The organism is Cupriavidus sp. R6-3, assembly GCF_059772245.1.
On the sequence record NZ_JCBAJO010000403.1, the window covers coordinates 1 to 2,371 of the forward strand.

Annotated in this window: 2 protein-coding genes; both read right to left on the minus strand. The window is 68.6% G+C overall.

Features of this window, described 5'->3' with window-relative positions:
• Positions 1-335: 335 nt before the first annotated feature.
• A complete protein-coding gene (locus tag AC6EI8_RS26115; RefSeq protein WP_149317188.1) occupies positions 336-665 on the minus strand; it encodes a four-helix bundle copper-binding protein in 330 nt (109 codons plus the stop codon).
• A gap of 175 nt (positions 666-840) precedes the next feature.
• Positions 841-2,371 (minus strand): tannase/feruloyl esterase family alpha/beta hydrolase (locus AC6EI8_RS26120; protein WP_498383339.1); only part of this gene is annotated, 1,531 nt, incomplete at its 5' end.

A 2,371-nucleotide genomic window follows, 5' to 3' on the forward strand; every position in this document is an offset into this window, starting at 1 on the left:
GTCAGTGGCCCGGTCGGCCGTCTGCGCCAGCAGCGGGAATGTCCACGCCAGCGACGCCGCCGTCAGCGCCGCGGAAACGGCATGGGATGCGCGGTAGCGCGAGGTCGGTCCAGGGCAAGGCGGAGCGGCGCGGGGCATGAGGTTCTGACGGAATGGCGAGTCGCGGACGCGAAACCGGTGCGCGACGATATACCGCCACGCGCCGGTGCACTATGTGACACAGTGCCGCATCATGGGTGACATCGGCCATCGCTCCACTCCCTGGCGGCAGGTTCCGCCGGCTCTGCAAGGTCCCGCAGCCCCGCAAACCGCAAACCGCAAACGGCAAGCCGCCGTCACGCCGCCATCTGCCGGCACGCCTGCGCGCAATCGCGGCAGGCCTGTGCGCATTGCTGGCAATGCTGGGCCTGATGGCGCGCGCACTCCTCGGCGCAGCGCTCGCAGATCTGCGCGCACAGCGTACATAGCTGGCGCGAATGCTCGCTGCCGCGCGACATATAGGCCACCGAAAGTTCGCAAATGCCGGCACAGTCCAGGTCCAGCCGGATGCACTCGGTCATCTTCTGCACATCGTGTTCCTGCAGGCAGGACGCCGCACAGTGACGGCAGGCCTGCGCGCAGCGCGTGCAGGCATCGATACAGGCTTGATATTGCTCGTGAGGCATGACATCCCTCCTCGGTCGGTCGACGCCGGATCGGCGCCAGCCGACATGCAGCAAGGCGCGGACCACGGCGGCGGGGCGTTGTCGACCCCGCCGGTCGCGATCCGTGCCTTGTCCCGGCCCGGAACGGTCTTACATGCCTTGCAACTTCTGCCTCCCTTCCAGCGGACGCTGCCCGCTAGCGGCACGTGAAATTGGCCGCATCGTCGGTGCTGCCGCTGCCCTGATAGACCGCCTTGCGCGGATACGGGCACAGCGGCCGGGTGCGCGTCACGGCGCCGCCGCTGACCGCGGAAGCGACGATGCGCTCCGGCGCCGTCCCGCGCGTGACCCAGGCATCGAGCGCCTCCAGGATGTCATGCTGCGCATCGACCACCGGCGCCGGCGTATCGCCGTTGCCGAACTGCGTGGTACCCGGCCCGCCCGAGCAGTGCCCCATGCCGGGCACCATGAAGAGCCGGAAGAACGCGTCGGTGGCGGCTTGGGAGCCCTGCGCCGCCTTGACGCGATCGTAGTAGGCGATGGTATCGACCGCGTTGACCACCGGGTCCTGCCAGCCGTTGTAGACCAGCAGCTTGCCGCCGCCGGCCTTGAAGGCCGATAGATCGGCGTTGGTCTGATCGACCATCGTGCCGACCTTGGCGTCGGCATAGGCCAGGTCGCGATCGAAATCGAAGGTCCACCAGTTCCATTGCGGATTGTCGAAGACCCAGTAGCGCCAGAAATCGGCGCGCGTGGGCTCGGTCGTGCCCCAGTAGGAGTTCCAGCCTACCGGTGCGCCGGCCACCGTGAACAGCGCCTCGCTGGTCTTTGGCCAGCCGGGATAGACCTGCTCCCCGGTGCGCGGATTGCGCGGCCCTGCGTACATGGCCTTCAGCGCCGACACCTGTTCGGCGGTCAGGCAATTGTCCGCATCGGCGCCGCTGCATTGCAGCGTTGCCGGATCGAAGCCGCATTGCCGCGGATCGTCGACCACGCCGTCGGTGACGCCATCGTCGGCATCGCAGGCCGCCACCGCGGCGCGCGTCACCATCGTCAGCTTGGCCGCCGGGATGATTGGCGACAGATTGTCGTTGGGACGGTGGTTGGCGAGGAATTGCCACAGGAAGCCGGCATTGAGCCGCACCCGGTTGTTGCCCGGCGCGCCGGCGATGATGCCGTCGAAATCGTCCGGATAGCGCTGCGCCTCGGCATAGCCCTGGTGGCCGCCGGTCGAGCAGCCGTAGAAGTACGCGCGCTCGATGCCGCGCGCGTGCATGTCGGCGACCAGCCGTTTGCTCGGCACCGTGATGGCATGGATCGAGCGCGTGCCCCAGTCGACGATCTTCTCCGGATGGTTGACGCCGAACAGCATGTCGTTCGGATTGGCCGACTGGTGGCCGGTATCGCCGCCGACGGTGGCGTAGCCGCGCGCGAGCCCCATCGCCATCGCACGGTAGCCCAGCGCCGGGCTGTAGCCGCCATTGCCGGTCACCAGCAGCTTGCCGTTCCATTGCGCGGCGGCCGGAATCCACACTTCGAAGCGGATCTCCGAATCGCTGCTGGGCCGCGCCACCGCCTGCACGCGGCAGAAGGCGGGCACGGTCAGCGTGGTGCCGGCATTGGGCGAGAAGCTGCCGGCGGCGACCTCGGTGGCCGACTGCACGGCGGCGCCGTCGAGCACCGCTGCCGCCATCTGCGCGCACGATCTGGGCTGCGGATTGCCGGCC